Source organism: Bradyrhizobium sp. 186 (genome assembly GCF_023101685.1).
In the GTDB taxonomy this organism is placed as follows: domain Bacteria; phylum Pseudomonadota; class Alphaproteobacteria; order Rhizobiales; family Xanthobacteraceae; genus Bradyrhizobium.
The window spans coordinates 4,953,457-4,977,887 of record NZ_CP082164.1; the positions used below are offsets into that span (position 1 = coordinate 4,953,457).

21 protein-coding genes and 1 pseudogene are annotated in these 24,431 nt (G+C 63.8%); 12 read left to right on the top strand and 10 right to left on the bottom strand.

Going from position 1 to position 24,431, the window contains the following annotated elements:
- Positions 1-65: 65 nt before the first annotated feature.
- Positions 66-3,836: a vitamin B12-dependent ribonucleotide reductase gene (locus IVB18_RS23715; protein ID WP_247991334.1), complete on the bottom strand. Its 3,771-nt coding sequence runs from the start codon at positions 3,834-3,836 to the stop codon at positions 66-68.
- A gap of 756 nt (positions 3,837-4,592) precedes the next feature.
- Between IVB18_RS23715 and IVB18_RS23720 the strand changes: the two genes are divergently transcribed.
- Positions 4,593-5,489: a DMT family transporter gene (locus IVB18_RS23720; protein ID WP_247991335.1), complete on the top strand. Its 897-nt coding sequence runs from the start codon at positions 4,593-4,595 to the stop codon at positions 5,487-5,489.
- On the opposite strand, the gene IVB18_RS23725 is transcribed toward IVB18_RS23720, so the two are convergent.
- The 4 genes from IVB18_RS23725 to IVB18_RS23740 form a co-directional block, all read right to left on the bottom strand.
- Entirely contained in the window at positions 5,486-7,744 is a 2,259-nt protein-coding gene (locus IVB18_RS23725) for a CHASE3 domain-containing protein (RefSeq protein WP_247991336.1), read from the bottom strand. The genes IVB18_RS23720 and IVB18_RS23725 overlap by 4 nt on opposite strands.
- Positions 7,741-8,163, bottom strand: coding sequence for a response regulator (locus tag IVB18_RS23730; RefSeq protein WP_247991337.1), 423 nt, complete (start codon positions 8,161-8,163; stop codon positions 7,741-7,743). The genes IVB18_RS23725 and IVB18_RS23730 overlap by 4 nt, the downstream gene beginning before the upstream one ends.
- Before the next feature lie 164 nt (positions 8,164-8,327).
- Entirely contained in the window at positions 8,328-8,813 is a 486-nt protein-coding gene (locus tag IVB18_RS23735; RefSeq protein ID WP_247991338.1) for a hypothetical protein, read from the bottom strand.
- A 63-nt stretch (positions 8,814-8,876) separates the two neighbouring features.
- On the bottom strand, positions 8,877-9,503 hold the full coding sequence (locus IVB18_RS23740; protein ID WP_247991981.1) for a BA14K family protein: 627 nt from the start codon (positions 9,501-9,503) through the stop codon (positions 8,877-8,879).
- A 245-nt stretch (positions 9,504-9,748) separates the two neighbouring features.
- On the opposite strand from IVB18_RS23740, the gene IVB18_RS23745 reads away from it, so the two are divergent.
- Positions 9,749-10,156, top strand: a complete 408-nt coding sequence (locus IVB18_RS23745) for an NADH:ubiquinone oxidoreductase subunit NDUFA12 (protein WP_247991339.1) — start codon at positions 9,749-9,751, stop codon at positions 10,154-10,156.
- A 343-nt stretch (positions 10,157-10,499) separates the two neighbouring features.
- On the opposite strand, the gene IVB18_RS23750 is transcribed toward IVB18_RS23745, so the two are convergent.
- Positions 10,500-11,186 (bottom strand): DJ-1/PfpI family protein, encoded by a 687-nt coding sequence (locus tag IVB18_RS23750; protein ID WP_247991340.1) that lies wholly within the window; start codon positions 11,184-11,186, stop codon positions 10,500-10,502.
- Between the two features lie 93 nt (positions 11,187-11,279).
- Here IVB18_RS23750 and IVB18_RS23755 point away from each other — a divergent pair, with 93 nt between their 5' ends.
- On the top strand, positions 11,280-12,221 hold the full coding sequence (locus IVB18_RS23755; protein WP_247991341.1) for a GlxA family transcriptional regulator: 942 nt from the start codon (positions 11,280-11,282) through the stop codon (positions 12,219-12,221).
- Between the two features lie 539 nt (positions 12,222-12,760).
- On the opposite strand, the gene IVB18_RS23760 is transcribed toward IVB18_RS23755, so the two are convergent.
- Positions 12,761-13,924, bottom strand: coding sequence for an IS110 family transposase (locus tag IVB18_RS23760; protein WP_247983249.1), 1,164 nt, complete (start codon positions 13,922-13,924; stop codon positions 12,761-12,763).
- A gap of 427 nt (positions 13,925-14,351) precedes the next feature.
- Between IVB18_RS23760 and IVB18_RS23765 the strand changes: the two genes are divergently transcribed.
- The 8 genes from IVB18_RS23765 (at position 14,352) to IVB18_RS23795 (ending at position 21,691) form a co-directional block, all read left to right on the top strand.
- A complete protein-coding gene (locus IVB18_RS23765; protein WP_247990529.1) occupies positions 14,352-14,948 on the top strand; it encodes a tyrosine-type recombinase/integrase in 597 nt (198 codons plus the stop codon).
- Between the two features lie 272 nt (positions 14,949-15,220).
- The gene (locus tag IVB18_RS23770; protein WP_247531465.1) at positions 15,221-15,403 is read left to right on the top strand and encodes a hypothetical protein; all 183 of its coding nucleotides are present in this window, start codon (positions 15,221-15,223) and stop codon (positions 15,401-15,403) included.
- Positions 15,384-17,441 carry a recombinase family protein gene (locus IVB18_RS23775; protein ID WP_247991185.1) on the top strand — a complete coding sequence of 686 codons (2,058 nt, stop codon included), beginning with the start codon at positions 15,384-15,386 and terminating at the stop codon, positions 17,439-17,441. Before IVB18_RS23770 ends, IVB18_RS23775 begins: the two co-directional genes overlap by 20 nt.
- A 46-nt stretch (positions 17,442-17,487) precedes the next feature.
- Positions 17,488-17,616, top strand: coding sequence for a hypothetical protein (locus tag IVB18_RS51665; RefSeq protein ID WP_256476955.1), 129 nt, complete (start codon positions 17,488-17,490; stop codon positions 17,614-17,616).
- 12 nt (positions 17,617-17,628) lie between these two features.
- Positions 17,629-18,846, top strand: a complete 1,218-nt coding sequence (locus IVB18_RS23780) for an IS91 family transposase (RefSeq protein ID WP_247990350.1) — start codon at positions 17,629-17,631, stop codon at positions 18,844-18,846.
- Between the two features lie 832 nt (positions 18,847-19,678).
- The gene (locus IVB18_RS23785) at positions 19,679-19,828 is read left to right on the top strand and encodes a hypothetical protein (RefSeq protein ID WP_247991342.1); all 150 of its coding nucleotides are present in this window, start codon (positions 19,679-19,681) and stop codon (positions 19,826-19,828) included.
- Between the two features lie 48 nt (positions 19,829-19,876).
- A complete protein-coding gene (gene oxlT / locus IVB18_RS23790; RefSeq protein WP_256477051.1) occupies positions 19,877-21,151 on the top strand; it encodes an oxalate/formate MFS antiporter in 1,275 nt (424 codons plus the stop codon).
- A gap of 339 nt (positions 21,152-21,490) precedes the next feature.
- The gene (locus IVB18_RS23795) at positions 21,491-21,691 is read left to right on the top strand and encodes a DUF6494 family protein (RefSeq protein ID WP_130220955.1); all 201 of its coding nucleotides are present in this window, start codon (positions 21,491-21,493) and stop codon (positions 21,689-21,691) included.
- 163 nt (positions 21,692-21,854) lie between these two features.
- On the opposite strand, the pseudogene IVB18_RS23800 reads toward IVB18_RS23795, so the two are convergent.
- The 3 genes and pseudogenes from IVB18_RS23800 to IVB18_RS23810 form a co-directional block, all read right to left on the bottom strand.
- Positions 21,855-22,112: pseudogene (locus IVB18_RS23800) on the bottom strand (Na+-dependent transporter); the annotation flags it as partial.
- 411 nt (positions 22,113-22,523) lie between these two features.
- The gene (locus IVB18_RS23805) at positions 22,524-22,943 is read right to left on the bottom strand and encodes a hypothetical protein (protein ID WP_247991343.1); all 420 of its coding nucleotides are present in this window, start codon (positions 22,941-22,943) and stop codon (positions 22,524-22,526) included.
- 290 nt (positions 22,944-23,233) lie between these two features.
- Entirely contained in the window at positions 23,234-23,557 is a 324-nt protein-coding gene (locus IVB18_RS23810; RefSeq protein ID WP_247991344.1) for a hypothetical protein, read from the bottom strand.
- Positions 23,558-24,116: 559 nt separating this feature from the next.
- Here IVB18_RS23810 and IVB18_RS23815 point away from each other — a divergent pair.
- A complete protein-coding gene (locus tag IVB18_RS23815) occupies positions 24,117-24,350 on the top strand; it encodes a hypothetical protein (RefSeq protein ID WP_247991345.1) in 234 nt (77 codons plus the stop codon).
- Positions 24,351-24,431: the final 81 nt, after the last annotated feature.

The following is a 24,431-nucleotide window of genomic DNA, read 5'->3' on the forward strand; positions in this document are numbered from 1 at the left end:
TCGCATAACGAAATCGAGGAGGTCGTGCTTCTGAACTTCCGCCCCAAATCCGTCAGTCGGCATAATCACGAACACCCCGTCGTGCTGCCGCAAGTATCGCACTTCATGCACGTGCCATTCCGCACCAGCGTGAAGTTGCCGCACTCGCCGCACATCTCGCCTTCGTAGCCCTTGGCCTTGGCTTCCGCGCGGCGCTCGGCCTTGGAGGGCACCATGGTTTGCGCGGTGCCGGTCTTGCTCCACTGGAGGGCTTCGAGCTTCTCCGTTGGCGAGAGGTCGTGTTGGGCTTCCTGCTTCAGCGCGACCGCGCCTTCCATCGCATCACCGCCGCGGGCCGATGTGCCGTGGGAGGCAAGCGAGGTGACCTTGGAGCCACCGGCCGGTGCGCTGTCATTGCCCTGGGCGACCGCGGCCGAGCCGCCGCGCATCACCACGAGGTTGTCGGTACGGGAGCGGGTGAGGCCGCGCGACACCAGCTTGGTGGCGTGGTGGCCCGCGTTGTCGTCCGGCTCCTTGCCTTCCTCGACGCCCTTGCCGAGCACGTCGAACCCGGTCTCGCTGGGGTCGACATGGGCGAGGTCGAAGCGGCTGAGATAGCTCACAGCCAGTTCGCGGAAGACGTAGTCGAGGATCGAGGTCGCGTACTTGATCGAGTCGTTGCCCTGCACGGGGCCCGCCGGCTCGAAGCGGGTGAAGGTGAAGGCGTCGACATATTCGTCGAGCGGCACGCCGTACTGGAGACCCAGCGACACGGCGATGGCGAAGTTGTTGATGAAGGAGCGCAGTGCCGCGCCTTCCTTGTGCATATCGATGAAGATCTCGCCGATGCGGCCATCATCATACTCGCCGGTGCGCAAGTACACCTTATGCCCGCCGACGACCGCCTTCTGGGTGTAGCCCTTGCGGCGATCCGGCATCTTCTCGCGCTCGCGCATCACGATGATGCGCTCGACCAGCTTCTCGACGATCTTTTCCGAGACCTGGGCGGCACGTGCCGCCATCGGCTTGTCGTAGAGCTGCTCGACCGCATCGTCCTCGTCCTCATCATCGCTGATGAGCTGCGAGTTGAGCGGCTGGCTTAGCTTCGAGCCGTCGCGATAGAGCGCGTTGGCCTTCAGCGCGAGCTTCCACGACAGCATGTAGGCGGACTTGCAGTCCTCCACCGTGGCGTCGTTCGGCATGTTGATGGTCTTGGAGATCGCGCCCGAGATGAAGGGCTGGGCCGCCGCCATCATGCGGATGTGGCTCTCGACCGACAGATAGCGCTTGCCAACCTTGCCGCATGGGTTGGCGCAGTCGAACACCGGATAGTGCTCGGCCTTGAGGTGCGGGGCGCCTTCCACCGTCATCGCGCCGCAGATGTGGACGTTGGCCGCCTCGATCTCGCGCTTGGTGAAGCCGACGGCCTGGAGCAGGTCGAAGCCGGGAGCCGCGATCGCTTCGGCGCCGATGCCGAGCTGGTCGCGGATGAAGTCCTCGCCAAAGGTCCACTTGTTGAAGGCGAACTTGATGTCGAACGCGGTCGGCAGGGCCTTCTCGACCTTGGCGATGGCCTCATCGGTAAAGCCCTTGGCCTTCAGCGTCGAGACGTTGATGCCGGGGGCGTTGGAGAGCGAGCCGTGGCCGACGGCGTAGGCCTCGATCTCCGCGATATCAGCTTCGCGATAGCCGAGCGCGCGCAGCGCCGCGGGGACCGCGCGGTTGATGATCTTGAAGTAGCCGCCGCCGGCGAGCTTCTTGAACTTCACCAGCGCGAAGTCGGGCTCGATGCCGGTGGTGTCGCAATCCATGACGAGGCCGATCGTGCCGGTCGGCGCGATCACCGTGGTCTGGGCGTTGCGATAGCCGTGCTTCTCGCCGAGCTCGAGGGCTGCATCCCAGGCGGCCTGCGCATGCGCGACCAGATCGGCTTGCGGGCAGGAGACGAGGTCGAGCGGCACCGGGTTGACGCTGAGCGCCTCGTAGCCGTTGGACTGGCCATGGGCGGCGCGGCGGTGGTTGCGGATCACGCGCAGCATGTGGCTCGCGTTCTTCTTGTAGCCGGGGAAGGTGCCGAGCTCGCCAGCCATCTCCGCCGAGGTCTTGTAGGTGATGCCGGTCATGACAGCGGTCAGCGCGCCGCAGAGCGCGCGGCCTTCCTTCGAGTCATAGGACAGGCCCATCGTCATCAGCAGGCCGCCGATATTGGCGTAGCCGAGGCCGAGCGTGCGGAACTCGTAGGAGAGCTCGGCGATCGACTTGGACGGGAACTGCGCCATCATCACGGAGATTTCGAGCACCAGCGTCCACAAGCGGCAGAGGTGCTCATAACCCTCGACGTCGAAGCGCTTGGAGGGGATGTCGTAGAACGTCAGCAGGTTGGCGGAGGCGAGGTTGCACGCCGTGTCGTCCAGGAACATGTATTCCGAGCACGGATTGGAGGCGCGGATGTCGCCGGACGACTTGCAGGTGTGCCAGTCGTTCATGGTGGTGTTGAAGTGCAGGCCCGGGTCGGCCGACGCCCAGGCGGCGTAGCCGATCTTCTCCCAGAGGTCGCGCGCCTTCAGCGTCTTGGTCACCTTCTTGGTGGTGCGGCCGATCAGGCTCCAGTCGCCGTCGGTTTCGACGGCGCGGAGGAAGTCGTCCTTCAGCGAGACCGAGTTGTTGGAGTTCTGGCCGGATACCGTGAGGTAAGCCTCCGAATCCCAGTCGGTGTCGTAGACGTCGAACTGGATGTCCTTGTAGCCCTGCTTGGCAAACTGGATCACGCGCTTGATGTAGTTGTCAGGCACGAGGCTGCGGCGCGCGAGCTTGATCTCGCGGCGGAGCGCCGGGTTCTTCTCGGGATCGAAACAGTCGTCGCCGGAGCCTTCGCAGTTGACGCAGGCCTTCAGCACCGCCTTGAGGTGCTTCTGGTTGATCTTGGATCCCGTGACGAGAGCGGCAACCTTCTGCTCCTCCCTCACCTTCCAGTCGATATAGGTCTCGATGTCGGGGTGATCGGCGTCGACCACGACCATCTTGGCGGCGCGGCGCGTGGTGCCGCCCGACTTGATCGCGCCGGCGGCGCGGTCGCCGATCTTGAGGAAGCTCATCAGGCCGGACGAGCGGCCGCCGCCGGAGAGCCTTTCGCCTTCGCCGCGCAGGCGCGAGAAGTTGGAGCCGGTGCCGGAGCCGTACTTGAACAGGCGCGCCTCGCGGACCCAGAGGTCCATGATGCCGCCCTCGTTGACGAGGTCGTCACCGACGCCCTGGATGAAGCAGGCATGCGGCTGCGGATGCTCGTAGGACGATTTCGACTTGGTCAGCTTGGCGGTGAAGGGGTCGACGTAATAATGGCCCTGGCCGGGACCGTCGATGCCATAGGCCCAGTGCAGGCCGGTATTGAACCATTGCGGCGAGTTCGGCGCGACCATCTGCATGGTGAGCATGTAGCGCAGCTCGTCATAGAAGGTCTGGGCGTCGGCGTCGGAGGAGAAGTAATTGCCCTTCCAGCCCCAATAGGTCCAGCAGCCGGCGAGGCGGTCGAACACCTGCTTGGCCGAGAGCTCGCTGACATAGCGCTCTTTCTCGGGCAGGAGGCTAAGGGCCTCGGTGTCGGGCACGGAACGCCACAGGAAGGAGGGGACGGATTCCTCCTCGACCTTCTTCAGGCGCGCGGCAACGCCGGCTTTGCGGAAATACTTCTGGGCCAGCACGTCGGAGGCGACCTGCGACCAAACGGTCGGCACTTCGACATTGTCGAGCTTGAACACGACCGAGCCGTCGGGATTGCGAATCTCCGACGTGGTGAGCCGGAAATCGATCCCGGCGTAAGGTGACTGTCCCGCAGTGGTGTGGCGCCGCTCAATCCGCATGGTCTTGCCCCGTCCTTTAATTTGCCGGACCGCCTCCGCAAGGCGACCGGGCCGATATTTCGTTTCGCGATTCCTCGAAGGGCCTTGCGGCCTTAAGGCTTCGCAGTTCAAGCCGGTGGATCCGGCCCAGTTTCTCCCGGCGCGATGGTTCGGTGCGTGCACCTCACATCCGCCGGCACGTCCACACTCATCCGCCCCCAGGGGGATGCGCGCGACATGCGTTCAACGCCTCGTCTTCTACCAATGCCATCCGAACCTGTTTCCGGCCCGTTCTGGCGCCCGAAAAGTCCGCTTCTGAAGGGCAGACAAGCCCTCATCCCGCTGCCTTTGTCTGGCTTGGCGGAGTGCTGTTTTGCGGACCCGTTGGGGGAGTGCCGGCGGGACGCAAACACACTCGCGCCGAACGGACCGAAAGCTAGGACTCTCCGTTGCGCACGTCAAGAACTAGTACGAGTTCCTGAATCAAATACTAAATATGGTGGACAGCGGGGGAAAACAGGGGGCAAGCCCACGCCTGTTGTGAGGGCAAGTATCGGTGAGTCCTCAGGGATTCCCAATCGAAAAAATTTGCATCTTGTGGTGTTCCGGAGGCTTCATCCCGCTGTTCACAGGGCAGGTATATTTTTGGGCAACAGGGTTGCGCCAGCGGGACTCACGTAGGGCTACGGAAGGTGAGGGCAGGCATGCCCGCCGAGGTGGTGGTGGCAGGTGCGAATCCGCGCCAAGCTGACCTCGTTTTCTGCCGGGTAACTCCACATGCTTGATTCGACTCGCCGGGATGCGCGGCCGCGCATCGCCCCGGCCGGCCTGATGTTCCTTGCCATCACCTCGGTCGGCTGGGGCTTCAACTGGCCGGTGACGAAATTCCTGCTCGCCGAGCTGCCGCCGCTGACGCTGCGCGGGGTGACCGGCGTGCTCGGCGCGGTGCTGCTGGCCGCGCTCGCCCTGATCCGCGGCGACAGCCTGAAAGTCGCAGCCGGGATCTGGCCGCGGCTCCTGATCGCGGGGCTCCTCAACGTCACCGGCTGGATGGTCTTGATGGGGCTCGCACTGCTGTGGCTGCCGGCGAGCGAGGCGGCGCTGATTGCCTACACCATGCCGGTCTGGGCCTCGCTGATCGCCTGGCCGGTGCTCGGCGAGCGGCCGACGGTGCTCCGCACCATCGCGCTGGTGATGGCCTTTGCCGGCCTTGCCTCGATCATGGGGGGCAACGGCTTTGCCGCCAGCGAAGAGAAGCTCCCGGGCATCGTCATGGCGCTCGCGGGCGCCGCCGGTTTTGCGCTCGGCACGGTGCTGTTGAAGAAATATCCCATTCACCTGCCGCCGATCACGGCGGCGGCCTGGCAGATCGGCGTCGGCTGCCTGCCGGTCGCGATCGTGGGGCTCCTCGTCGAGACCTCGCATCTGGACCTAGTGACGCCGGTCGGCTGGGGTCTCCTGGTCTATTCGACCGTGGTGCAGTTCTGCATCGCCTATGTCAGCTGGTTTGCTGCGCTGTCGCGCCTGCCGGCCTCCGTCGCCGCGATCGGCACCATGGCGGTGCCGGTGATCGGCGTGGTGGCCTCCGCGCTGGCGCTGGGCGAGCCGCTGGGGCCGGGGCAGATCGCGGCGCTGATCTTCACGCTCGCGGGCGTGGTGCTGGCGACGCGCTAGGGCGCAGCCGTCCCGCCGCCATTCAGCGCCTTGCGGATCATCTCGGCGAGCTGGTTGCGCCGGTAAGGCTTGGTCAGCAGCATCACGCCGTCGTCGAGCTTGCCGTGGTGGACGATCGCGTTGTCGGTGTAGCCGGAGGTGTAAAGCACCTTCAGGCCCGGCCGGCGCTTCGCGACCTCCTCGGCGAGCTGGCGCCCGCTCATGCCGCCGGGGATGACGACGTCGGTGAACAGCAGATCGAAAGTCTGGCCGGCCTCGATCAATTGCAGCGCGGCCTTGCTGTCGGCGGCGGCCACCGTCTGGTAGCCGAGGCTCTGCAACTGCGCGGTGACGAAGTTGCGCACCAGACTGTCGTCCTCGACCACGAAAATGGTCTCGGCCCCGCCTGCGGCCGGCGGCGCGGCGGAGATGATTGCCTCGGCCATGCCTTCGCCCGGCGGCAGATAGAGCTTGATCGTGGTGCCGTGGCCTTCCTCACTGTAGATCTTGATGTGGCCGCCGGACTGCTTGACGAAGCCGTAGACCATGGAGAGGCCGAGGCCCGAGCCCTTGCCGACCTCCTTGGTGGTGAAGAACGGCTCGAACGCCTTCTCCTGGACGTCGGCGGGCATGCCGGTGCCGGTGTCGCTGACGGCGAGCATCACGTAAGGGCCCGGGCGCACCTCCGCATTGGCTTGCGCATAGGCCTCGTCGAGCACGACCCTGTGGGTCTCGAGCAGCAGCTTGCCGCCGTTCGGCATGGCGTCGCGGGCATTGATGGCCATGTTGAGCACGGCGTTGGTGAGCCTGGACGGATCGATGTGCGAGGTCATCGACCCCTGTTCGAGCGCGGTCTCGATCTGGATCTGCTCGCCGAGGGTGGGGCGCAGGAGCTTTGCGATGTCTGATATCGCGGCGTTGATCTCGACATTGCGCGGCTCGAGCGGCTGCCTGCGCGCGAACGCCAGCAGATGCTGGATCAGCTCGGCGCAGCGCTCGGCGGCATCGTCGATCAGGCGCGCCGTGCGCTGCAGCTCGGGCTGCTCCTTCAGGCTCGCCACCAGCGTCTCCGTGTTGCCGGAGATCACGGTCAGCATGTTGTTGAAGTCGTGCGCGACGCCGCCGGTCAGCTTGCCGATAGCATCTAGCTTCTGCGACTGCTGCAATTGCCGCTCGGTCTCGCGCGAGGTGGTGGCGTCGTGATAGACCAGCACCGCGCCGGAGATTTCGCCTTGTCCGTTCAGCATGGGCCGGCCGCTGACCATGAGGTGGCGGACGGGATTGCCGCTGTGGGGGCGGACAATCATCTCAAGCTCTTCGAACGGCTCACCGCGCAGCACGCGCGCCGACGGCAGCTCTTCGGGCCGGAGCGGCGTGACGCCGTCGCCGTGGAAGACGCCGGACAGCGCGCGCAAATTGCCCAGGTTCATGCCGGTCCGATGCAGCAGCATGCGCTCCGCTGCCGGATTGGACAGCAGCACGTTGCTTTCGGTGTCGATGACCAGCACCGCCTCCGCCATGCTGTGAAACGTGCTCTGGAGCACGTTGACCGACAGCCGCAGCTCGTCATGGGCGATGACGAGATGCTCGGTGCGTTCGGCGACAGCCGCCTCGAGCACTTCCTTGGCGGCCGTGGTCTCGGTCAGCGTGCTCTGGAGCGCCACCCGGGCGCGCTGGCTTTCGCGTATCAGCAGCGCGACCAGGAGCAGGATCAGCATGGCGCCGGCGACGTCGATGCCGAGCAGCACGATGCCGGTGCGGCGCGAATCCGACGTGCGCGCGGTGAGCAGCCTCTCTTCTTCCGCGCTCAAACGGTCGAGATTGCCCATCACCGCTTCCATGAGGCCGCGGCCCTCGGCCTTGCCCTGGAGGACGGCAATGCCGGCCTGATCGTTCTCCGCGCGCAGCCGCATCACTTCGGCCGCAATCTCGATCCGGCGCTGCGCCAGCGGTTCGGTGCCCTCGATGAGCGCGACCTGATCGGGATTGTCGCGGACGGCGCGCTTGAGGTCGGCGAGCGCGGGTGCGATTCCGGCGCGGGCCGCCTGGAATTCGTCGCTGAAGCTCGGGTTGCGGTAGAGCTCGTAGCCGCGCGCGGCGCTCTCGGCGCGGCGCATCAGGACGCGCAGATCGGAGATCTTCTTCAAGAGCCCGATGGTGTGATTGACCCAGGCCGCGTCGGACCGCGACTTGACGTCGAGCCCGATCGAGGCTGCGGTGATGATCAGGAGGATTGCAAGTCCAGCACCGAGAATGACGCGCTGCGTTGGGATCAAGGGGCTTCTTTCTTGTCCTTCGGCTGTGCACCATCGCCGGGCCCGGCGAGGCATTCCCGGATCGTGGTCAGCAGCGCTTCCGGCGTGAACGGCTTGCGCAGGCAGCGCGCCGCGCCGAGTTCCAACGCCATGCGCAGAAAGTCGGGGGAGGGATCGGCGGCCGACGCGAAGGCGTAGCCGGACATCGCGATCAAGGGAATCGCGGGCGCACGCTCGTGAAAGATGCGGATGGATTCGAAGCCGCGCATATGCGGCATGAAGATGTCGACCAGCATGACGTCAAACGTCTGCGCCTCGAGCGCAGCAAGCCCCGTTTCTCCGCCGTCGGCCAGCGTGACGTCGAAGCCCTGACGTTGGAGGAGGACCTCGATGGTCGCGCCGACCATCGGATCGTCATCTACCACGAGGATACGCGGCATGACATTTCCCATAGATCGAAGTCCCCATACCGTTGGTGATATAGGTGAATCGTGGGGTGGGTCAATTTTGGATTGGGTCAGGGTAGATATGCACGGTGCTGTGCATAGCTGAGACGGAAACTCCAAGCCCCCGCGCTGTCTTGGGAGGGCTACTGCCGCCTCGCTCAGCAAGAGTATGACGGCAGGTGAATTTCGTCGATGTTCAACGAAGATAAATCGAGGCGGCCACGCACCGTGCCGAGATATTTCACGTCATCTGACAGAGTGATCGCTTCACTTGCCAGCGGCGTGAATTGAAGCACTCCCCGTTGCGACTGGCCGGAGATACCGGTTGCCGTGCCGTCGATCTCGACGCCGGCGACGACGCTTGTGTATTGCCAGTTGTAGCCGGCGTGGCCGCCGACAAGCCAGCCTTGCGATCTGATCCCGCCGATCGGGAAGACGCTGCTCGTCCCCACGTTCTGATTGGCGAGGTCGTTGTCCTTCCAGAGGAGCTTGCAGAGTTCGAGCGGCTCGACGCCATGGCTCCGCTCGACGAGGAGGGACGTCCCGCGTGGTCGTTCGAAGGCGGGCCGCTGACAGCGCGCGAGCGACGCTGGCTCGAACTCTATCGCAAGCTGGAGACCTGCAAACAGCCGGCCAAAACGCATGGGCGGCGCCGATAATTGTCGGCGCCGCCCGGATCAATTGCGGATCGATTGCTTCAGGCCGCCTTACGGGCAGGGATGACGCAGGCCGTCATAGCCGAGATAGGTGCCTGACGCCGGGTCGTAGGACCTATAGCGCTGCGCGCAGTAGCCTACGGAATCGCCGCCCGTGTCGGGCACGACCGCCACTGTCGGCTCGTCATAATAGCTGTCGTCGCCGTAGTAGTAGGGATCGTTGTAATATCCTCCGCCGTAATAGGCGTACGAGCCGAGCCCGCCGATCGCTGCACCTGCCGCTACGCCGGGCCAGAACCCGCCGCCGCGATGACGCCAGCCGCCGCCGTGCCAGTTGCCGCCGCCGCCATTCCAATTGGTGCCTGCGGCTGCGAAGCTGCGGCCACCGCCACCGCTGAAGGTCGGCGCTGCGCCGCCGCTCGGACGCACCGCGGCGCCGGCCGCGAAATTGCTTCCGCCACCGCCCATCCGCGCACCGCCGCCAAAGCCGCCGCCGCCCATTCGCGCGCCGCCGCCGCCGAAGTGAGCTCCGCCGCCGCCGCCACCACCAATGTGAGCGCCGCCGCCGCCGATACCACCACCGCCGCGGCCACCATGGCCCTGGGCGAAGCTCGGCGTCGCCAACGGAAGAACCAGCGCCACCGCCGCGGCGGCACTCAAAACTTTCAGACTGTTCATGGTCAAGCTCCTTTTCCCGGAAGCAAACCCCTTGAAGCGGAGGGGGTTCCTGGGATCACGCCGGTTTGCGTGCGAAGGGAGCCTCTCATCCAGCCGCTGTACCCGGCATGAACGGATCGCGTCCGATTTGCGGCGGCGTCCATGCCGGTGTCATCGCATTTGGGCGGGGCACAGCCGCACCCGCCGAACTGGACATTTCGGCCTCCGGATGGCATCAGGATCCCACGAAGCAGGGCCCTTGCCGTATGAAACAATTCTTCCTCAAGTTCTTCACCTGGTGGAACGGCCAGACCTTTGGCACCCAACTCTGGACCAGGCGGTACGGAGAGCTGGTCGGCGAGGACGAGCAGGGCAACCGTTACTATCGCACCCGCGGCGGGGCGATCGATCCGACGCTCGGTTTCGAGCGGCGCTGGGTCATCTACAACGGCTACGCCGAGGCGAGCCGTATTCCGCCCTCCTGGCACGGCTGGATCCATCACGTCGTGGACGTGCCGCCGACCGAGGCCAACTACCAGCCGCGCGAGTGGGAAAAGCCGCATCAGCCGAATCTCACCGGCACGCCGACGGCCTACCGTCCTTCCGGCTCGACGCTTGCCAGCGGCAAGCGGCCGAAGGCGACCGGCGACTATCAGCCCTGGACGCCAAGCTAAGTCTGAGCACGTCCCGACCTTCAGATCATTGGCGTTGGATGCATTCGCATCCGACTGATGCCGCTGTGAACAACGGGAACAGCGGGGATGCTGCTTGGGCGGCCATTGCGGCCACGCGAGCGATGCGGCTCAATGGTCCCATCTTACGGAGATGGGAGACCATCGCGTTCGGTTCGGGCAACAGTTCGCGACTATCCCGAGATGCAGCGGCCGCCGACCAGGACTCGATCGGGAGATAGGCCCCCGGTCTGGAAGTTCCGAAATCGCCCGATGAAATGTGCAGCCGCCGTAAGACAGGAAAGGCCGCTCGGGAAACCGGGCGGCCTTTTTCTGTTTTCGCGCCCTACATCACCCGTTCGGCCGCGCGCTTGACCGCTTCCAGCCGGCGCGCCTGGTTTGCTGCGCCACGCTCCCTGAGCAGGGCCAGCACTTCGGCGGGCGCCGTGTCCGGCGAGCCAGCATTGAACGGCGGTGCCGGGTTGTATTCGAGCTGAAGCTGGATCGCCTCCGCCGTGGTGCGGTCGGCTAGGATCGACACCAGCGTCAGCGCGAAATCGATCCCTGCGGTGACGCCGCCGCCGGTGATGCGGTTGCGGTCGACGCAGACCCGCGTCTTGGTCGGCGTCGCGCCGAACTGGCCAAGCATCTCCATCGCGCTCCAATGGGTGGCAGCGCGGTAGCCCTTCAGCAGGCCGGCGGCGCCGAGTGCCAGCGATCCCGTGCAGACCGAGGTGACGTACTTTGCGCCTTCGGCCTGGCTGCGCAGGAAATCCAGCACTTCGTCGTCATTGAGCAGATCGTTGGTGCCGCCGCCGCCGGGGACGCAGATCACGTCCAGCTGCGGGCAGTCGGCAAATGTCGTGGTCGGCGTCAGCGTCAGCACGGAATCGCTCGGCACCGGCTCGATGCGCTTCCAGATCAGGTGCAGCTTTGCGCCCGGAAGGGAAGAGAACACCTGCAAGGGCCCGGTGAAGTCGAGCTGGGTGACGCGCGGAAATACCAAAAGACCGATCTGGAGCGGTGGCGACATCGGAGATCCCTTAATTCTGAGCTTGACGCCGGCAGGATGGCATGATGCCCTTGCGTCCAAAATGGCGTATTTCCCTTATTTTCGGACATGACCATGATCGGCATCCTGATCTTCCCGGATTTCCAGTTGCTCGATTCGGCCGGCCCGATTTCGGTGTTCGAGATCGCGGCACGTTGCACCGGCAAGACGACGCCCGGGATCCGGGTGCTGGCGGTGAACGCGGGGCCGGTGCGCAGTTCCTCCGGCGTCGAGATGATGGCGCGCGATCTCAAATCGGCGCATGCGATCACGACGCTGGTCGTGGCGGGCGGCGCGGGCGTGACGGACGCGGCGCGCTGCGAGGTCACGCGCGCCTTCGTGCAGCGGCTGGCGCGGCGCGGCGTACGGGTCGCCAGCGTCTGTTCGGGCGCCTATGTGCTGGCCGAGGCCGGCCTGCTCGACGGCCGCCGAGCCACGACGCATTGGGGCCGCACGCAGGATTTCGTTGCGCGCTATCCGAAGGTGAAGTTCGAGCCTGACCAGATTTTCACCCGCGACGGCAATGTGTGGACCTCCGCGGGGATCACAGCCGGAATCGACCTCGCCCTCGCGATGGTCACCGAGGATCACGGCGAGGAGATCGCGCAGCAGACCGCCCGCCAGCTCGTGCTCTATCATCGCCGCAGCGGCGGCCAGTCGCAGTTCTCCTCGCTGCTGGAATTGAAGACGCCGAACGGCCGGTTCGGCGCACTGCTGTCATGGGCGCGCGAAAATCTCGACGCGCCGCTGACCGTCGAGGACCTCGCCGACCGCGCCGGGATGAGCGCGCGGCATTTTGCCCGCGCCTTTGCCGCGGAGACCGGCACGACGCCGTCCAAGGCGATCGAGCGGCTGCGCATCGAGGTCGCGCGCGAGCGCGTGCAGTCCTCGCGCGAGGCGATCGAGCTCGTCGCCGAGGCGACCGGTTTCCGCGATCCCGAGCGAATGCGTCGCGCCTTCATCCGTGCCTTCGGCCAGCCGCCGCAGGCGCTGCGGCGCGCCGCGCGGACCGGCTAGGGCCGGCTAGGGCATGTACTCGTAAATCCGGTGCGCGGGCGGGATGGCGAGGTCCGCGTTGCCACAAGGCACTTGTATGGGGCGATTTGTGTCAAGTCTATTCGTTATGGGCCATCTCCTTGTTCGGCCGGGCTGCGACATCTCCTCGTCCCGACCTGCTTTTCGCTAGGCTGCTGCGCGCAGCGGCGGTCAAGGGTGGCCGAAGGCCATCGCGGAGCGACTTGCCCTTGACGGCCGCGAGCACAGCGGCAGACTTGCGCGATCGGGGCGTATTCCGGCCCCGTTAGCTACTGAGACGATACCGAGGGGGAGCTCGCCATCGTGCGCGCAGATTGCGCGCCACGAACTTGTATTCGGCCGACCCGTGAGGATCGCAACCACGATGCAGTCATGCGCATCGGCGGCGAAGCTCCGAGAAGGCGGGCCCATTCTAAACCGCGGTGCAAGGACCATAGTCCAACATCGGGTTGCCGCCACCTCGGTTCATCAGCTGCAGCACGGCATCGATAAGGCGCTGGGCTGCAGCAACTCAGTCGTACTTATGCGGCCGGTCGCAGCAGCAGACCTGCCGGCGTTTCGCCGGTTGTCACGAGCCGCCACAGCGCAATGAGAAGCTTGCGCGCGAGCGCCACGATCATCGTCTTGCGCGTGCCGCCGCGGGCGTCGGAAGTTCGCTTCCGATACCACGCGGTCAGTGCGCTGTCCTTCTGGTGTACCAGATGACCCCAGGCGAGCTCGATCATCCCGCGGCGCACGCGGGCATTGCCCGCTTTGGCAAGCCCTCGCTCGCGTCGTTTTTTGCCGCTCTCGTCGGGGGCGCCGGTCAGGCCGGCATAGCGCGCGAGGGCTTTACGGTCCCGCATGTTGCGCGAGAACACCTCCTGCACGAGCATGTCCGCGGTATCAATGCCGACGCCGACGACCCGCGCGAGCAGGCGTACCATGGCATGGCGTTGCTCGTTGGGCGCTGCCGCCAGGCGTTTGGCACGGCTCGTCTCGATCTCCTTGATCTGCTGCTTGATGAAGCGCAGGTGGTTCATGTCGCGCTGCATTTCGGCCTGTGTGTTCGCTGGAACGGCCGAGCCCTCCGGCGTGCGCAAGGCCTCCAGCCGATTCGATGCCTGAGCCAGGTTTGGCCGGAAGCTGCGAATGCCGAGGCGGGCGAGGTTGGCCTTCAGGCGATTGATAATGCGTGTGCGTTCCCCGACCAAGCTCTGGCGCTCGCGGCCCGGCCGTTTTGCATCCTCGTCCACGAGGGTTGGGATCGCCGCCATGCTGCAATGCTTGGGTTCGCCGCGCAGCCAGCCAAGAAAGGCGCGTTTGAGCAGCTCAGTGTCAAGCCGATCTGTCTTCGCCCGCCGGTGCTCGCGCGACACCGGGACGCTCGACGGGTGGATTACGTAGGCCTCGATCTCTCGCGCTCGCAGCCAGCGTGCTAACCAGAAGCCGTCGCGGCCGGCCTCATAGGCGACGACGATCCGTTTGATCGTGCGTCCAGCCTGCACCGCTTCCTTCTGCCAACGATGCAGAAGCTGCAGAAGCGCATCCTGGTCTGGGCTGAGCTTCTTCAAAGGATTGCGTTCGAGACCGGGCACAATACCGGCGACCAGCCAACTCGACTGGCCGATCTCGATTACGGCGATCACTGTCGCGTCTTGTTCAAATGTGACAAGGCATCTGCTCAGGTCGTTCTGCTTCGCCATAGGGGCCTCCATCGCTTTGTTGCCGCGACGATGGTGCCACTGCCTCGCCGCGCAGCCCATAGCTTCTAAATCGCTGCGCGATAGCCCGCTGAAGCGGGGGGCTTAGCCGAGGGTGCGGGAACCTATGAGAGATCATCGGTAGCCGGCCGGTCGGCCTGTCTTGAAGATCGAGGGTGTCGTCAACCTCATCCAAGACAGGAGTTGCCCATGAGTACGGTTACGGTCAGCCCGTTGCGCCAGCGCATGATCGAGGACATGAATGCACGCAAGCTCTGCGCGGGGACGCAGAGGGGTCATATTCACAGCTGCAAGCGGTTTGCTAGGTTTCTCAAGCAGTCCCCGGACACGGCCACGGCGGAGGATATCCGCCGGTTTCAACTGCATCTTTGCCGAGACGGGCGCGAGCATCTGCAATCGCAACCGCATCATGACCGGGTTGCGGTTCTTGTTTCGCGTGACGTTGCGGCGACTGGATCTTGCGGCCGAGATTTATCACCTCCGTGAGCCGCAGAAGATTCCGCTGGTGATGAGCCAGGACGAGACCCGGCGCCTGCTCGCGGTCGCGAGTAGCCTCAAGGTGCGCGTGCTGCTCAGTCTCGGCTATGGCTGCGGCCTGCGCGCCGGCGAGGTGGTCAGGCTGAAGGTCAAGCACATCGATAGCGCGCAGAGGATCATTCGGGTCGAGCAGTCCAAGAGCCGCAAGGACCGCAATGTCATGCTGTCGCCCGACACGCTCGACCTGCTGCGCCAATGGTGGAAGACGCGCCCGCCGAGTTACGATTCCACAACGCCCGTGGCGGAACGCTGGCTGTTTCCCGGCCGCAAGCCCGGTAAGCCGGTGACAACCCGCCAACTCAACCGCCTGTTCCATGAGGCGGCCGATGCGGCCGGAATCCGCAAGGGCGTAACGCTCCATGCGCTTCGACACTCCTTTGCCACCCATCTCCTTGAACGTGGCACCGATATTCGCGTCATCCAGGCGCTGCTCGGAAGGGCGACATACTGCCCGCGAACAACAGGCTGAAGCACGCATCACTTACCGATTTCATCCTCGCTTCGGGGAGACGGTAGGTGTCAGGCGGCGGCTTGAGCGAGGTGGCGCCGCGTTTCTCGTTGTTCACCAACTTGACGGCACCTTTGCCTGCCTTCCGGCGTGGATGACTGACGAGGCTGCGTCCCGATTCGAGATCAGCGTTGAGCCGCATTTTCCCCTGAATGTTCTTCGCTCCCTACGCAACGAGGTCGATGCGCTTCTAGGCTTTCTGGCGTCCGAATCAAAAACGGAGCGACTAGAGAATGACGCAGCGATCCGAGAATTTCCAGCCAAGCCTGTTCGAGGCCGAGCGACCGTGCGTCGAACTGCGTGCAGCTCAAAAGAGCGAGCTCGCGATGGTCATCGAGGTGCTGCTGCGCGAGATCGCGGCGGCGCTGGCAAAGGCGGCAAGCGGGGGGAGCGGCGATGACCAAAATCACGACTGAGCATCTCGCCCGCAACGCCTGCGTCTACATCCGGCAATCGACAGCAGACCAGCTCGCGCATAATCATGAGAGCCGACGGCGCCAATACGGCCTCGTCGATCGCGCCAAGCAGCTTGGCTGGAGCAACGTCGAAGTCATCGACGACGACCTCGGCCGGTCCGGCGGCGGCATCGCGCGTCCCGGCTTCGAGCGGCTGCTTGCAACGATCTGCGACGGCCGTGTCGGCGCTGTGCTCGCGATCGAGGCGTCGCGTCTTGCCCGTAATGGCCGCGACTGGCATACGCTGATCGAGTTCTGTGGATTGGTCGGCACGCTCATCGTCGACGAGGACGGAATCTACGATCCTCGCCATCCCAACGATCGGCTGCTGCTTGGCATGAAGGGCACGATGAGCGAGCTTGAACTCTCGATGTTCCGCCACCGCTCGCAGGAAGCGCTGAAGCAGAAGGCGCGCCGCGGCGCGCTGGTCCTCGGTGTCGCCGCCGGCTATGTGAAGATCGGTCGCGATCGCATAGAGAAGAATCCGGACAAACGCGTGCAGGACGCCCTGCAGCTGGTCTTCACCAAGTTCGCCGAGCTGCAAAGTGCTAGACAGGTGCACATCTGGCTGAGAGAGGAGGGCATCGAGCTGCCGGTCAAGTCGCGCCAAGGAGAGGCGCACGGCGTCGTGTGGCGACTGCCGGCCTACAACATCGTGCACAACATCCTGACCAATCCGATCTATGCAGGTGCCTACGCGTTCGGGCGCACGACGAGCCGTGTGAGTGTCAAAGGTGGACGCAAGCATGTCCGGCGTGGTGTGCAAAAGCCCATGGCGGAATGGGATGTCTTGATCAAGGATCACCACGCGGCCTACATCACCTGGGACGAGTTCGAGCACAACCTCGAGGTGATCGCCAACAATGCGACCGGCATGAGCAGCGCACTCGCTCGCGGAGCAGCTCGTAAAGGCGAGTTGCTGCTGCCCGGACTGCTGCGATGCGGCCACTGCGGCCGCAAGCTCCATGTGCACTACAGCGGCAAGATCGGCCGCTACAATTGCTACGGTGCGCGTACGAACCACGGTGCCGCGCGCTGCATTTCGATCAGCGGCTTGAGCATCGACGCAGCGATCAGTAACGAGGTCCTGCGCGTGCTGAAGCCGCTCGGCGCCGAGGCAGCACTCAAAGCGATCAAGGCGCAATCGAGCACGACGACCGCGGCCGAGCGCCAGCTGGAGCTGTCGCTGCAGCAGGCGCGCTACGAAGCCGCGCACGCGCGCCGACAGTACGACGCCGTCGACCCGGCAAACCGGCTGGTCGCCGGCGAGCTGGAGCGCCGCTGGAACGAGGCATTGCAGGCTGTCGCAAAGCTTGAAGGAGAGATCGCCGCCCTGATTGCGCGCCGTCCGCCGCCGTTCGGTGAGCCGGAGCGCCAGCAATTGGTGGCGCTCGGTGCTGATCTGGAGCGCGCCTGGTTGCATCCCGCTGCAACCGCCGCAACGCGCAAGCGTATCCTTCGCGCGGCACTCACGGAGATCGTCGTGCGCAGGGACGGCGCAATCATCCATGCGGTCCTGCACTGGCAAGGCGGCGATCATACCCAACTGCAAGTCAAACAGCGACTGAATGCGGCCGGCCGGCACAATCCACGCATCCCCGACGACACGATCGCACTCGTGCGTGAGCTGGCGCGGCTGATGCCCGATCGGCAGATCGCGCGCCTGCTCAATCGCGCTGGCGTGGAGACCGGGCACGGCAATGCCTGGACGCAAGAGCGCGTGTGCGGCTTCCGCAATCACCACGACATCGCCGTCTTCCGCGACGGCGAGTGGGCGGAGCGCGGCGAAATTACGCTCGAAGCGGCAGCAAAACTCATCGGCGTCTGCAACATGACGGCCTTGCGTATGCTCCGCCGCGGCGACATCAAAGGCCGACAAGCTTGCGTGGGCGCGCCTTGGGTGATCAGGGCCGAGGACTTGGCAGGTTTCGCCAAGGGAAAGCGTCGGAAGCCTCCGCTAACACAAAATGCCACGCAGCGGGTCCTTGACTTTCAATGAGTTAGCCGAGGTGCATTATGAATCGTGACTACTGGGGCACGACAAATTGGACACGACGGCGCGCTACGCCCGCGTCGCCACCGGCATGATCGCTGGCATCAAGAGCCCGCTCGACCTGCTGTCGCAGCCTTGCAAGAAGCCGAAGAAGAACAGGAAAGACCAGCCGCCGACGTAGCGGCCAGCGGTCATGTCTCGCCCGGTGCTGGAGGTCGCGGATATCTTCCGCGACCACGGAGCGGCGTGGCGTCGTGCCAATGTCGGTCACGTCAGCCTCGACCAGATGAAGGTGATGTCGGCCATCGAGCGCTGCCGCACGGCGGCGCTCGGCGGCCATGTGGCGCGCTGCGAAGATTGCCCGCACACGGTCATCGCTTACAACAGCTGTCGTAATCGCCATTGTCCGAAGTGTCAGGGCACCGCTGCCAAGGAATGGCTCGCCGCGCGCGAGGCCGATCTGTTGCCGGTGCCGTACTTTCATGTGGTGTTCACGCTGCCGGCCGCCATCGCGGACATCGCCTATCAGAACAAGGCCGTGATCTACGACATCCTGTTCACGACCTCGGCCGAGACCATGACTACCATCGCGGCCGATCCCAAGCACCTCGGCGCCCGCATCGGCATCACCTCGGTGCTTCACACCTGGGGCTCGGCGCTGACGCATCATCCCCATGTCCACATGATCGTGCCGGGCGGCGGCATCTCCATTGATGGCACGCGGTGGGTACCGTGCAGGACAGACTTTATCCTGCCCGTGAAGGTTCTCTCGTGCCTGTTCCGGGGATTGTTCCTGGCCAAGCTCGTCGCCGCCCACCGGGCCGGACGTCTCAAGTTTTTCGGCGTCCACGCCCGCCTCGATAACATCAGAGCCTTCAAGGCGTATCTGGCGCCGCTGCGCAAGATCGATGGGGTGGTCTATGCCAAGCGGCCATTCGGCGGCCCCAGGGCCGTGCTCGCCTATCTGTCGCGCTACACCCACCGGGTCGCCATCTCCAATCGCCGCCTGATCGCGGCCGACCACACCGGCGTCACCTTCCGGTGGAAGAATTACCGGATCGAGGGGCCTGGCCGCTATCAGACCATGACGCTGTCGACCCGCGAGTTCATCCGACGCTTCCTGATGCACGTGCTGCCCGGGGGCTTCCACCGCATCCGGCACTACGGACTGCTGGCCAGTGGCAGCCGCGCCGCCAACATCGCGCGGGCGCGCGAACTGCTCGCCGTGCCGATCCGCTCCGAACAGCAAAATGCCTCAGAGGCCCCAGCGGCCGACGAACCCCGCATGCTGCCACGACCGTGCCCCTGCTGCGGCGGACGCATGTTCGTCATCGAGACCTTCGCGCGCGGCAGCGAGCCAAAGCACCGACCCACGCCCACGCCGGCCGCGATCAGGATCGACACCTCATGATGCTGTCATCGCTGATCCAGCACCGCACCGAAGCGCACCATTTTGGCCGGCTCTCGCCCGGCAGCACATCCACTTGCGCCGATCAGCAAGACTGGCCCGTGATCGCGCCGCAAATCCTGTCGAGCAACCTGCGATCCGCTCGCTCGCGCCAGCACGCACGCCCAAGATTCGAGCTAAAGCGATCCGATCGCCACCATCAGCTCAACTTCCGCAACACTCACGCCGAAGCCAAATCCCCATAGCACCCGCTGCACAGTCGGTGCCCCACATCCCGCGATTTCGTGCCTTGCCGCTTTTCGGGCGCCGGCTGTCCGAGCGTGGGGATGGTCTCGGCATGCCGGCATCCGAAAACCTGCACAGACGCGGACATCCCACCCGCCCTCAATTCGCCTTGGCGTCCTGTCGAGCGCCACGAACTCGATGGTGACCGAGGATGCCATGTTACGGGTGTGCGGCATGAGAGCGCACGGACGCGCGCCTCAGATGCGGCTACATTATGGACGACCTACTCGGCAGCCCGCCCATGCAGGTGCAAGGGCAGGCGCTGGTGGAACGCCCTCCATGAGGCGCGTCGGACCGATTGATAGTCGCCTTGCGGGTTTGCCGCTCGCCGTCGGTCGGCTGTCCACGTAGCGATGTGACACGCCCCTGGCGAGCGCACTCGTGTCGTTCGACCCTCGTCGGCGGCAACGGCGCAAAGGCGGCTGGATACGCATCGGAATGGTACGCCGACGCCCCCGGTGGTGAGGGAACAGGTCCAGCGCTGCCCCGAGTGTTTCACCTTGGACGAAGGGCTACCGATGCCGGTTCAATCCAAGCGTGGGAGGCATTCATGTACACAATTTATGGAGGAGACGATGATCTGACAGTCGTCTTTCTTTTCTCTGCTCTTGGCTTGGTACTTTCGCTGGCAGTCACATCCATGATGCCGGCGGACGCCACGAACTGGGCAATTGCGCACCTTGAAATGATGGGACATTGACGGCGGAAGTCCGATGGGCCGTCGCGGTGCGACCATGGGAGGAGTATCATGACCTCAACAACAACGACCTCTCCGCCGTATCCTAGCGCGCAAGCCAAAGCCGGCTACCGCTGGGTGCAGCTCATTCTCGGCGTCGTCTGTATGGTCGCCGCCGCGAACATCCAATATGCCTGGACGCTGTTCGTGCCGGAAATCCAGAAGACGTTCGGCTGGCAGCGCGCCGGGATCCAGATCGCGTTCACGATCTTCGTGCTCGTGCAAACCTGGCTTACGCCATTCGAGGGCTATCTGATCGACCGCTTCGGCCCGCGCATCATCGTACTCATCGGCGGCTTCTTCACCGGACTGGCATGGATCATCGATTCCTACGCCGCCTCGCTCACGGGCTACTATGTCGCCGCCGCGGTCGGGGGCATTGGCGTGGGCTGCGTGTATGCGAGCTGCGTCAACAACGCGATCAAATGGTTTCCGGATCGCCGCGGACTTGCGGTTGGCTTCACGGCGGGGGCCTACGGTGCAGGATCCGCTCTCACTATCATTCCGATCGCCAACATGATCGCCAATGGCGCCTTCCAGGCCGCCTTCTTCTGGTACGGCTTGATCCAGGGTATCATTATCATGCTCGCCTCGCTCACGATGCGGGCGCCGCAAGCGGGCGAAACGCGACCCTCGACGATCGTTCCTCAAAGCCGACGCGATTACACGTTGCTCGAAGCCGCCAAGACGCCGGTCTTTTATCTATTGTTCGTGATGTTCACGATGACAGTGACCGGCGGCCTCATGGCGGTCGCGCAGCTTGGGCCGATGTCGCAGGATCTCGGGGTCAAGGATCTCAAGGTCGATCTGTACTTCTTCGCCCTCGCCGCGCTGCCCTTCGCGCTGCTGCTTGATCGCATCATGAACGGGATCTCGCGACCGCTGTTCGGCGTTATCTCCGATTATATCGGGCGCGAGAATGCGATGTTCGTGGCCTTCATGCTGGAAGGGCTCGGTATCACCGCGCTCGCCACGTTCGGCGGTAATCCGTGGGCTTTCGTCTTCCTGAGCGGTGTTGTCTTCCTTGCCTGGGGTGAGGTCTACAGCCTGTTCAGCGCTACCTCGGGGGATGCCTTCGGCACGAAGAATATCGGCAGCATCTACGGCGTGCTCTATTGCTCGAAAGGCGTCGCCTCTCTGCTCGTCCCGATCGGCAATCTCATCACGGAGGCGACCGGCACCTGGTCCACCGTTCTTTACACGGTATCCGGGATGGACATTCTGGCGGCGTTGTGTGCCGTGGTGCTGCTCAAGCCGGTGCTGCGGCGTCACGTCGCGAATGCTTGACGCTGTGACGCCTCTCGTCGGCATCGTCTGCGGCGAAGACGGCCAGATGTTATGGGGCGAGCGGCGAGGGTGCGGCACCTTCGGTGCTGATGAAACGCCAACCGATGCGATGCCGCAATGTCCGAGTCGGGTCACAAGCGGCGGTCGGGGACAGCGCCAGCCGTGTCCGGTCCACCTCAAACGGCCGACCTTGCAGCCTCAGGTGTAGTCTTCGCTCCGGGCCGACGTTGTAGGCAATCAGGTTGAGGAGGAAGTCAGCGGCGACGCGAGTTGGGCCTCGATGTTTGGTCTTTGCTCGCCTCGTGTTAGACTTCGCCTGCCCGACCAGGGAGAACAGCCATGACCGCCGAGTTCGATGAAGACCGCTTCAATATGGCTATCCGTAAATTTCTGAAGCATGTCGGAGTTACATCGCAGCGTGAAATTGAGAACCTGGTGCGTAGCGGGGCGGTGAAAGGTGGCAAGCTCAAACTGCGAATGACCCTGTCCGCTGAGGGGACGCCGCTGAAACATGTAGTCGAGGAAACAATCGCACTCTGACGATGTCCCGGCTGCCCCGGCATTGCCGCCCTCTTGGTGGAGCATTCAATCCTGTTGATTTCCAGCAACGACTGCTTTGGGTCAAAGGGTGACATTCCGAGGGGCGGGACCGCGTGTCCGCTTTACTCTCGGAAGCAGACATCCCGGATTTATGAATGGACGCCTAGGTGGTGCGGCCGGCGGCCGCCGCGCTGCAGGTGTCCGCGCGCGCCGTCAGCCGCCGCGCGATCGGTGTCAGCATGTACGGCGCGAGGTGAATCGGAAACTGCGTGAGCGCGAAATAAAGCCAGGTCGTGGCCGGCAGCGCGCCCGCGGTCGCGGCCAGCATCAGCCCGAGATTGCGCTGTGACACCATCAGCCCGAGCGCAAAGGCGCGCTCGTAGCCGACGCGGCGGAACAGCAGCGTGGTGACGGCGAGCAGTTGATCGCCGCCGGGATTGCGATGGGTCTCCGCAGGCCTGAAATCACCTTGGGTAAGACAGTCCGCAGGGCGCAATAGGCACTTGCCGTATTGCGCCTGTAGCAAGCACGATCCCTGCAATTGGGACACAGTCGGCGCGGCGCAAGCCGAACGGCTATTGCGCCCTAAATCTTCGACCGCACTTGTGCAATTGGCACTTTTCGGACATGCCAGGCCGCCTGACGATGTCCGTAGTTCGGGGAAGACCGGAAGTGGCCGGCACCTGGCCAGACCGACGCGAATGACCCGAAGCCGCCATCACAACGCTCGCTGGGAAGCGAGCGTTGTGGTCAATCACGTCCATGTGCCCACAAGTGGGAGCCTCACGGCGCAGGTCAGGCCGAAGGTTACTCGGCCGATCGCTCCCGCATCCTAACCCACATAGTCGATCCAGGACGAATCGACGATCACGTATTCAGCTGGGAACCAATAGTAGTAATCAGTCAGATCGTCATAGACCCAATAGCCGTAGTAGTAGATGTCGGCTTGTGCGAGTTGCATGCTGGCAAGCGTTATGCCAGGGGTCGTATCGGCCAGCTTCTGACGCGACCTCACTTTCTTAACCTGCATTCCAGCGGCGGTAACGGAGGTGACCTTGCCGTTGCTCACTTCGGCTAAGACATCGGCTTTCTTCCCAGTCGTATGGATCTTGTGCTTGCCATTCTTTTTGATTTTTTCGCCAAGAAGGTCTTTTCCGTTGAGATGATGTTTCTCCTTCGCGAAGGCGATACGAGACGCGTCGATCGTGGTGGCTGTCGCGATCAGTCCAAGTGCGAGACGCCGATTGATCATCAAACTTGCTCCCTTTGGAAATCAGCAATGATTCTGCGCCTACAATGTCGTCAGGAATTCCTGCAGCCGTTGTGACCAATTCAGCCTTGGTCATTTGGACTGAACCCGTGGCGAACGGGCCGGCCACAGATAAGCTCCGAAGATCCCCAATTACCGACATATCCCGCTCCCGCCCGGCGATTCGGTCTAGGGGTACAGGCAATGCTCTCGTTTGGGCCTGGCGTTTCAGTCCGCAAGGCCGGTCTGACGGCGAAAAGGCCGCTCCTAAGAGCGGCCAATTCGTCTAACTGTTACCAACCACGGCTTCCAAAACTGAACCCAATGCTCGGGCCGCCGCCATAGTAGCCGCCGTATGCCGGACCGCTGTAATAGCCCGGTCCTCCATAATAGCCATAGCTGCGACGCACATAGTAGCCGTCATCGTCGCCGTAGCTTCGATAGACGTAACGGGGACCGCGGGTGCGCCAGCAGCGTCCGTATTCATTACATACGAGACGAACCTGGTCGATCTTGGAGGCCTCCGGAGTTCCTACTGCTGCGGGGTTTAAAGCGGCCGCAGAAGCGGCAGAGGCCAAGAGCGCTGTGGCTCCAATAACGGCAAGAATTGTCTTCATGATAACCTCCTACTCGATGATCCGCGACAGCATTGCGACGGCCAAGGGTTGTCCCCCTCAAAGCGAATCCCACGAACAATAACATTATTGAGGAACCCGAGGTTCCAGGAGCCCGAAGTTCAGAAACAGGACTAAAATCATATCAGGACGACATCCAGTAATGGCAAATGCGAAGTGCCGCAAAATTGCTATGCCCGGTATCGGCGGCTGCTTGCCCATTACGTTGATCGTATTCTGAAAGGCGCCACGCCAAAGACTTCGAGGCAGCATCCATCCCTAGCGCGGAAGCTTGGGCCCTGATCGCCACCGTGTGGTGCTTTCTCGGCGCCTCGCAAGACCCTGATATGCCAAACACCTATTTTGGGTCGGGCTCTCAGAATGAGGGGCAGGTTGGTGGCTTCAGATTCCGGATAGCCACGAGCCTACGATCTGGCCGCACGGCGATGAACGCAAACTAAATTTCCCGTTCTGGTGTCATTCAAGTCACGGCCCGTAAGGTTTCGACGCTTTGTCTCACAAGGAAAATTCCTCGTGGGCACGAGAACTGGAGGAGATGACAATGAAAATTAAGCTAGTTGCTGCAGCGGCTTTGGTAGCGTCGTTCGCTGCTCCCGCTTTCGCAGCCGATGAGTTCCTTGTCGTGCAGGACGCCAAGACCAAAAAATGCACCGTCGTCGACAAGAAACCGACCGAGTCGTCGATGACCGTTGTGAGCCCGGCCGGCGCTGTCTACAAGACTAGAGCCGAAGCGGAAGCTGGGATGAAGACCGTCAAGGTCTGTTCCTCGCGGTAGAAAAATCACCCTGGAGGAAAACATGCCGGTCCCCACTGTTGGTGGCGGTATGCACCTGATGGGCCATCTACACTGACATTT

Excerpts from the sequence above, each read along its gene's own strand:
- IVB18_RS23715 (WP_247991334.1), bottom strand. The coding sequence starts at position 3,836 with ATGCGGATTGAGCGGCGCCACACCACTGCGGGACAGTCACCTTACGCC.
- IVB18_RS23720 (WP_247991335.1), top strand. The coding sequence starts at position 4,593 with ATGCTTGATTCGACTCGCCGGGATGCGCGGCCGCGCATCGCCCCGGCC.
- IVB18_RS23730 (WP_247991337.1), bottom strand. The coding sequence starts at position 8,163 with ATGCCGCGTATCCTCGTGGTAGATGACGATCCGATGGTCGGCGCGACC.
- IVB18_RS23735 (WP_247991338.1), bottom strand. The coding sequence starts at position 8,813 with ATGCGTTTTGGCCGGCTGTTTGCAGGTCTCCAGCTTGCGATAGAGTTC.
- IVB18_RS23740 (WP_247991981.1), bottom strand. The coding sequence starts at position 9,503 with ATGAACAGTCTGAAAGTTTTGAGTGCCGCCGCGGCGGTGGCGCTGGTT.
- IVB18_RS23745 (WP_247991339.1), top strand. The coding sequence starts at position 9,749 with ATGAAACAATTCTTCCTCAAGTTCTTCACCTGGTGGAACGGCCAGACC.
- IVB18_RS23750 (WP_247991340.1), bottom strand. The coding sequence starts at position 11,186 with ATGTCGCCACCGCTCCAGATCGGTCTTTTGGTATTTCCGCGCGTCACC.
- IVB18_RS23755 (WP_247991341.1), top strand. The coding sequence starts at position 11,280 with ATGATCGGCATCCTGATCTTCCCGGATTTCCAGTTGCTCGATTCGGCC.
- IVB18_RS23760 (WP_247983249.1), bottom strand. The coding sequence starts at position 13,924 with ATGGCGAAGCAGAACGACCTGAGCAGATGCCTTGTCACATTTGAACAA.
- IVB18_RS23765 (WP_247990529.1), top strand. The coding sequence starts at position 14,352 with ATGACCGGGTTGCGGTTCTTGTTTCGCGTGACGTTGCGGCGACTGGAT.
- IVB18_RS23770 (WP_247531465.1), top strand. The coding sequence starts at position 15,221 with ATGACGCAGCGATCCGAGAATTTCCAGCCAAGCCTGTTCGAGGCCGAG.
- IVB18_RS23775 (WP_247991185.1), top strand. The coding sequence starts at position 15,384 with ATGACCAAAATCACGACTGAGCATCTCGCCCGCAACGCCTGCGTCTAC.
- IVB18_RS23780 (WP_247990350.1), top strand. The coding sequence starts at position 17,629 with ATGTCTCGCCCGGTGCTGGAGGTCGCGGATATCTTCCGCGACCACGGA.
- IVB18_RS23785 (WP_247991342.1), top strand. The coding sequence starts at position 19,679 with ATGTACACAATTTATGGAGGAGACGATGATCTGACAGTCGTCTTTCTT.
- oxlT (WP_256477051.1), top strand. The coding sequence starts at position 19,877 with ATGACCTCAACAACAACGACCTCTCCGCCGTATCCTAGCGCGCAAGCC.
- IVB18_RS23795 (WP_130220955.1), top strand. The coding sequence starts at position 21,491 with ATGACCGCCGAGTTCGATGAAGACCGCTTCAATATGGCTATCCGTAAA.
- IVB18_RS23805 (WP_247991343.1), bottom strand. The coding sequence starts at position 22,943 with ATGATCAATCGGCGTCTCGCACTTGGACTGATCGCGACAGCCACCACG.
- IVB18_RS23810 (WP_247991344.1), bottom strand. The coding sequence starts at position 23,557 with ATGAAGACAATTCTTGCCGTTATTGGAGCCACAGCGCTCTTGGCCTCT.
- IVB18_RS23815 (WP_247991345.1), top strand. The coding sequence starts at position 24,117 with ATGAAAATTAAGCTAGTTGCTGCAGCGGCTTTGGTAGCGTCGTTCGCT.